Source organism: Acetomicrobium sp. S15 = DSM 107314, from assembly GCF_016125955.1.
Lineage (GTDB): Bacteria > Synergistota > Synergistia > Synergistales > Thermosynergistaceae > Thermosynergistes > Thermosynergistes pyruvativorans.
The window spans coordinates 225,302-232,310 of record NZ_JADEVE010000415.1 but is presented as its reverse complement, the minus strand read 5'-3'; the positions used below and the strand labels follow the sequence as shown (position 1 = coordinate 232,310).

At 53.2% G+C, this 7,009-nt stretch carries 5 protein-coding genes and 5 tRNA genes; 1 reads left to right on the top strand and 9 read right to left on the bottom strand.

All coding sequences use genetic code 11. The features are described from left to right. Positions 1–323 precede the first annotated feature (323 nt). From EZM41_RS13135 to EZM41_RS13125, 3 genes are all read right to left on the bottom strand, one after another. Positions 324–399, bottom strand: a tRNA-Asn gene (locus EZM41_RS13135). 27 nt (positions 400–426) lie between these two features. Then, a tRNA-Cys gene (locus EZM41_RS13130) sits at positions 427–501 on the bottom strand. An 8-nt stretch (positions 502–509) separates the two neighbouring features. Beyond that, positions 510–584 (bottom strand) — tRNA-Gly (locus EZM41_RS13125). Between the two features lie 320 nt (positions 585–904). Here EZM41_RS13125 and EZM41_RS13120 point away from each other — a divergent pair. Beyond that, positions 905–2,494, top strand: coding sequence for an N-acyl-D-amino-acid deacylase family protein (locus EZM41_RS13120; RefSeq protein ID WP_198471636.1), 1,590 nt, complete (start codon positions 905–907; stop codon positions 2,492–2,494). 129 nt (positions 2,495–2,623) lie between these two features. On the opposite strand, the gene EZM41_RS13115 is transcribed toward EZM41_RS13120, so the two are convergent. The 6 genes from EZM41_RS13115 to EZM41_RS13090 form a co-directional block, all read right to left on the bottom strand. Further along, positions 2,624–2,700: transfer RNA gene (locus EZM41_RS13115), tRNA-Arg, on the bottom strand. A 10-nt stretch (positions 2,701–2,710) separates the two neighbouring features. Further along, positions 2,711–2,805, bottom strand: a tRNA-Ser gene (locus EZM41_RS13110). A 35-nt stretch (positions 2,806–2,840) separates the two neighbouring features. Then, positions 2,841–4,100, bottom strand: a complete 1,260-nt coding sequence (locus EZM41_RS13105) for an MFS transporter (protein ID WP_232619384.1) — start codon at positions 4,098–4,100, stop codon at positions 2,841–2,843. 198 nt (positions 4,101–4,298) lie between these two features. Next, positions 4,299–5,300, bottom strand: coding sequence for a 4-hydroxythreonine-4-phosphate dehydrogenase PdxA (gene pdxA / locus EZM41_RS13100; RefSeq protein WP_198471635.1), 1,002 nt, complete (start codon positions 5,298–5,300; stop codon positions 4,299–4,301). Between the two features lie 34 nt (positions 5,301–5,334). Next, complete coding sequence (locus EZM41_RS13095; protein ID WP_198471634.1) at positions 5,335–6,786, bottom strand: sodium:solute symporter family protein; 1,452 nt, start codon at positions 6,784–6,786, stop codon at positions 5,335–5,337. After that, a complete protein-coding gene (locus EZM41_RS13090) occupies positions 6,783–7,001 on the bottom strand; it encodes a hypothetical protein (protein WP_198471633.1) in 219 nt (72 codons plus the stop codon). The genes EZM41_RS13095 and EZM41_RS13090 overlap by 4 nt, the downstream gene beginning before the upstream one ends. Positions 7,002–7,009: the final 8 nt, after the last annotated feature.

The window sequence follows — 7,009 nt, the reverse complement described above, 5'->3', positions numbered from 1 at the left end:
TCTTAGTAAGACCTGAGGTCATCGCGAGAGCGCAGGCCGTGGCATAACCTTGAGAGACGTCGAGTTTGCCACATTGGAGTGGGTGAACTCATTTTAATAACAGCAGGTTTCTTGGAGCTATAGGAAATATTCCGCACCTCAAGCTTTGAGGAAAAGCATTACAATCTCCAGGAGACACCAGCTGTTGTGGCTGGACTCAAATAAACGGGCCTTTCGGGAAAGCCGGGGCGGTTCAACATATTGAGAGCGCAACAATAATATAAGGCAGGCACAAAGCCTGCCTTATAAACGATCAAAATCGATAGGATTGGTTGACTAAACTTTGGCTCCGGCGGCAGGACTTGAACCTGCAACCTAGTGGTTAACAGCCACCCGCTCTGCCGCTTGAGCTACGCCGGAATGCCCAAAACACTTATATAAATACAGTGGAGGCGGCACCCGGATTTGAACCGGGGAATAAGGGATTTGCAGTCCCCTGCCTTGCCGCTTGGCTATGCCGCCGAATTTACTGGAGCGGAAGACGGGATTTGAACCCGCGACCCCAACCTTGGCAAGGTTGTGCTCTACCCCTGAGCTACTTCCGCCCGTTGCAGCACCCCGCACCTTCGTTTATTGCCGCCGATAACGGACCATGCTTGCCGCGTAAATATGTTACACGCCCTTTCGAGAAAGGTCAAGGGGAGGTGCAAAGATTTCCAAGAGTACATCCCCGTGATTACTCGCGGTAACGATAGCAACAGGATAAATGCCATGTTTTTTGTACATCCCTTCATCGCCAACAGCTCTGTAGAGCATTCACGATAACTACATCGACAAGATGTCTGGCTAAATATAAAATAATGGAACGAGAAGGAATATGGGGGGAGAATTATAAATATAGCCCCTTAGAGGAGGATGAATGTGAATGAAAAGACATTGGGTTATTACCTGTACTATGTTGATGGTTATATTGGGTGCCTTTCCTGTAAGTGCGAATTATCCTCGTTTCGACACGATCATAACAGGCGGCAAGGTCATCGATGGCACGGAGAATCCCTGGTATTATGCAGACGTCGGCATCAACAATGGTCATATCACTGCCATAGGAAATCTTGAAGGTGCGGTAGCAACTCGCTGCATTGACGCTACAGGTATGGTGGTGGCGCCGGGGTTCATCGATATTCATACTCATGCCGACGATGATATTTTCGACCTGCCGCTGGCCGAAAACTACATCCAGCAAGGGGTCACGACCGTTGTCGGTGGTAATTGCGGCGGCTCTCTCTTCCCGGTAAAGGAAAGGCTGGCCGAGTTAGAAAAGAAAAACATAGGAATCAACTTCGCCCTGCTGGTAGGACACGGCACCATTCGCGAAGAGGTCATGGGCATGGTCAATCGCGCCCCTACGGCGGTTGAACTGGACAAGATGAAGACCCTCGCAACAGAGGCGATGCGGAGTGGCGCATTTGGCATATCTACAGGCCTTTACTATGCACCCGGTTTTTATGCAAAGACCGACGAGGTGATCGAGCTGGCCAAAGTAGTGGCCGGTTACGGTGGCATCTACACCACTCATATCCGTGACGAAAGCGACTACAACATCGGCCTTGGCGCCGCCGTGAAGGAGGCTATCGAGATCGGTGAGAAATCGAGGGCACCTGTGCAGATTTCGCACTTGAAGTGCTTGGGCAAGCCGGTTTGGGGCAAAGCAAACGAGATTTTAGACCTGATTGCTCAAGCCCGCGCCCGCGGTGTCGATGTAACTTTTGACCAATACCCATATGTGGCTTCTGGGACCAGCCTCATGGGGGCAATTATACCCCGTTGGGCGCAAGAGGGCGGTCATGGTGAACTGGTCAAACGTCTGCAAGATTCAAATATGCGTGTCAAGATTCGCGAGGAAATGTCAGCCAACATCGAGCGCCGCGGCGGCCCTCACACTCTGTTTATAGCCCGTTGCAGCAGCGATCCAACTCTGGAAGGCAAAAACCTAAAAGAAATTGGAGAAACCAAGGGTATAGCGCCGGTGGATGCAGCCATTGAAATCCAGATCGCCGGAGGTGCCGATATCGTTTCCTTCAACATGCAAGAAGAAGATCTGGAGCTCATTATGCAGAGTCCGTATGGCATGATAGGTTCAGACGGCAGTTTGGTGGAATTCGGCGAGGGCGTTCCTCATCCGCGCTATTACGGCACCTTCCCACGCGTACTGGGGCTTTACGTTAGAGAAAAGGGCGTGCTCTCCTTAGAAGAGGCTGTTCGTAAAATGACTTCTGCACCAGCCAACCGCTTGGGGCTTACAGACAGAGGTATTCTTCGCGAAGGCATGGTGGCGGATATTGTAATATTTGACCCTGAGACTGTAAGAGACCTTGCAACCTTTGAGAAACCGCACCAGTATCCACAGGGCATCGTTTATGTGCTGCTTGCCGGTCACGTGACAGTTGAGATGGGAAAACATACGGGCGTGCGCGCCGGTCAGGTTCTTTACCACAGAGCACAGCCTTGTCAATAACTCTGAAGAGCGAACCAAAGAGGCAATACATCAACTTTAAAGATGCTCTAAAAGATGGGCCGTCGCTCCCGCTCTAAAAATAGCAATAAAAATTCCCGACATAGCAAGAATCAGGTCGGGAACTAAAACTGGCGCGCCGGAGAGGATTCGAACCCCCAACCTACGGATCCGTAGTCCGTTGCTCTATCCAATTGAGCTACCGGCGCGCGAGATGTTTGGCGGTGGGGGAGGGATTCGAACCCTCGAGAGCGGTTTCTGCCACTCTACTCGCTTAGCAGGCGAGTGCCTTAAGCCTGCTCGGCCACCCCACCTCGTAAGGCTATTCTATGCGGCTGCCATCTCCATGTCAATAACGCTCATGCGATGTTTCACTCACTTGAACTAACGCCTCTTGCTCTTCGTCGCAACGCTCGTCCCGACGGCGCAGCGTCGGTTCCTTCGCCCAGAAGAAAAAGATCAGAGCAGCCAGGGAGATTAAAACGGCGTTGAAGAAGATGGGAAACGTAAATCCCCTTAAATCGGCCAACCGACCCAAGAGGACCGGCCCAGTTACGAAGCCGATATCGCTAACTGCCCTATATAAACCCATACCTATCCCATATTCTTCTTTCGGAAGGATATCCGCAACGTAGGCCGAAAGGATCGGACCGGCAAGCCCTATGCCAAAGCCCATGACGATGCAGCTGACGATGAAAAGGGAGTAACCGAAACTCTTGGCCGCTACGGCCAACCCAAGCCCCAAGAGCAGACATCCGGGCGTTATGAGCTTCTTTCTCTCTAAACGGCCCGCCATCGCACCCGCCAAGAGCAGCGCTCCTATTTGGGTCACTGCGATGAGCGTCAGAGCTACGCCTATCTTAGAAATGCTGAGGCCAAGGCGATCGGCTCCTAAAAGGGGTATGAGTTGGTTGTGGGTGCCGGTGCGGGTAAAGAATATTCCGAACGTGACGAAGGAAACGAGAAGGAAGTCTCGGTCGCGAAGAAGTGGCCCCAGGCGAGGGCGCTTTTGGAGAGCGCCTTCGCCGCCATTGATCGCCTTTGACGCTAAGGTCGGTCGGGTCTCCGGCAGACGCGCATATGCCCACAACGCTGCCACTACAGCCATAACGGCGAAGACGAAAAACGGCGCCCTTATCCCCCACAGCTCAGCGACAAACCCTCCGAGGGTCGGCCCAAGTCCTGCACCAAGCAGGATCGAACCCTGGTAAAAACTCATCATCCGCCCTCGACTTTCCTGAGTGCTGATGTCGGCCAACATCACCATAGCGGCGGTTGTATACATAGCCGAACCTATTCCTTGGACGAAGCGGAAAATCAGCAATTGCCAATAGCTCCCGGCCAAGCCGCAGGCCAACGACCCCATTCCCAAGACGATGGGGCCGCTTATGAGGATAGGTCGCCGACCCAAATGCTCCGTCATCCTGCCGGCCGGGATATCCATTACGATGCGCGCCACCCCGAAGACCGTGATCAGGAGGCCGATCATCGTTATGCTCACGCCGAAGAGGCGCGCGTAATGAGGGAGAATAGGCCCTACAATGCCGATGCCCATCATCATAATTATCACTTCGGTGCAGAGTATGAAAAGCATCTCGCCTTCCCTCATCAGCAACAGCCTCCTTAAAGCTCTTTGGGAATCAAAGCAGGAAATACCGAACACTTCGACTAAAACCAAGGCGTGCTGCATGAGCACGCCCGAAGGAAAATCCCACGATTTGTGACAAAATTATAACATAAGACAAGCAAGATAAGATGAATCCTCAAAAAAAGTAGCCGAACTGCTTAATCTTGTGCCTACTTAAGCTTATACAGCACCTCTTTTAGAAACCGCAAACCTTACTGCCATCTCTATGGCCTTCACCATGCTCGACTCGTCTGCCGTGCCCTTCCCAGCCTTGCCGTAAACGGTGCCGTGGTCCACGGAGGTGCGAATTATGGGAAGGCCTACGGTGATGTTTACGCCTCCCATGAAATCCAAGAGCTTGAGGGGGATGTGTCCTTGGTCGTGATACATGGCTACGACGATGTCGTATCGCCCTTCCTTGCAATGATAGAACACAGTGTCTGGGGGGACGGGCCCTGCAACGTCCAAGCCCTCCTCCTTGGCCTGCTGGATAGCAGGCGCTATCTCTTTCATATCCTCGTCGCCGAAGAGGCCATGTTCGCCGCTGTGAGGATTCAACCCCGCCACGGCAATCTTGGGGCGCTCTATGCCCAATCCCTTAACCGCCTCGTGAGCCAACCTGATAACCCTGAGCACTCTCTCCCTTTTCACGCGGTCACAGGCCTCGCGGAGCGACACGTGGGTAGTCACATGTATCACGCGCAACGGGCCACCGACGAGCATCATCGCATAATCCGAGGTGCCGGTTAGGTCGGCGAAGATCTCCGTGTGCCCGGGATAAGGAAGCCCGGCCTGGCTCAGCGCCTCTTTGTGTATGGGCCCTGTCACCACGGCGTCGATATGACCGGCCATGGCGAGCTCTATGCCCTTCTTTATATATTCAAAGGCGGCCTTGCCGCATTTCGCCTGGACCTTGGCGAACTCGTATTCGCCAGGCTCGCTTATTACGCCGAGGGAGATGAGGTTTACAGAGTCGGGAGAATAATCGGCAGGCGTCGAGATGGCGGTGAGCTTTTCGCTGCAACGGACGATGGGCATCACTCGACGTATGACAGCCTCATCTCCTATGAGGATCGGACGGCACATCTCCTTTATTTCGCCGTGCATCAACGCCTTTACGGATATCTCGGGGCCAGCCCCGGAAGGATCGCCGATCGTTATGCCCAAAAGTGGCTTATACACAAAAACTCCCCCTTTTTTGCAATTATTATAGCGCCTACCCCCAAAAGTGCGCCTTAAGACCCTCGCTCACTTTTTCCATAAATGACGCAGTATCCTTCGGAGGAGATGTGGCCAAGCTCACCGAAATAAATATGGCGGTGCAGATCAAAAGTCCCCATATCGCAGGCCAGTGACCCAACGGCTTAAGGTTTAGGACATACATGCTGCCCACCAAGACTCCGCCTACCGCCATGCTCCAGATAGCCCCTGCCGCCGTGGCCCTCTTCCAGAAGAAGCAGCCCACTATCGCCGGAAGCTGAAGCAAAAGCCCTCCAGACGCCATAGCCGACATCACCGCTATCAAACCCAACTTTAGCTGGGCAAACATGAGGCACGCAATCGTGAGAATGGGGATGAATAACTTCCCCCAAAAAAGCTCCCGGCTTTCGCTCATGGTCGGCTCAAAGGCCTTTATGATGTCCCTGCCGAACATAGAGCTCAGCGTTAGAATTATGGAGTTCAGTGTAGACACTGCGGCCGCGGTGATGCTCAAAAAAACCACGAGTGCGAGCAAAGGTGGCACTCTCCTCAAGAGCTCTGGCATGGCGTTATCCGCCACTTTCAAGCCGGGCACCACAACCGCCGCCGCCAAACCCAGGATGACGCATATGACGGTGTAAACGAAGCCAAAAACAGCAAAGCCTAAGATCATGCGTCTCAGGCTTTGGACGTTTTTGGGCACATACATGCGCTGCGCAACCTGGGGGTTTGTGAGAGCGAAAAAAGCCCAGGGCAACGTCAGGCCCAAAAACATCGGGAAGGACCAGCTGACCCGTAACATCTCGGGTCTAACGTTCTCAAAGACAAAAGCGCTTCCTGGGAAAAAGCGCAGCCATACGAAAAGGAGTAGTATGCAACTGGCTATGAACATTATGCACGCTTGAAGCGCATCAGTCCACGCCACCGACCTCAGACCCGCCCACCAGGAATAAACGACAGTGATGGAAGCTGCGATAACGGTGCCTGTCATATACGAAATCGTCCCACCGGAAAGCGTCTCCATGAGGTAACCAACTCCCATGAGCTGCACTGAAGCGTAGGGAATGAGCATGGCGAGGCAAAGCAGAGCAGTTACGCCCCCTACCCATTTGTTCTGATAGCGCACCCTCAGCAACTCAGCCGGCGTTACACAACCAAACAATCTTCCTGCCACCCAATAGCGCGGCGCAAAGAGCACGAGCAGGATTACGGTGCCCATGAGGTAAGTCAGCTCAAATCCGAGGCTCCCTACGCCGCTGGCATAGGTAAGTCCGACAAGCCCCACCATCATGAAAGCGCTGTAGGTGGTGGCGCTGTAGGTCATGGCCGATATGAAGCCGCCCAGACGCCTGTTGGCGAGGAAATATTCTTCTATTCCATAGCCCATTCTCCTCCTCGCCAAGTGCGAAAGTGCAGCACCTGCCGCGAACCATACTGCAATACCCGTCGAAAGCATGAGAGCGCTCAAGATCGTGACCCTCTCTCTCTTTTGACGCTATCGAGCCAAGGATTCGTGTATATCCATCCACCAGCTATGACCACAACGGTAAGAAAAGACCAAAAGAAAAATGCCCCACCCAAAGTGCCGTCTTCCCTCAAAAAAACGAATGGGACGACTACATCCAAGACGATCGCAACTGCACTGAAGAAAAGCCACCACAACTCCCCTTTCGAGATGACCACGGCACAAC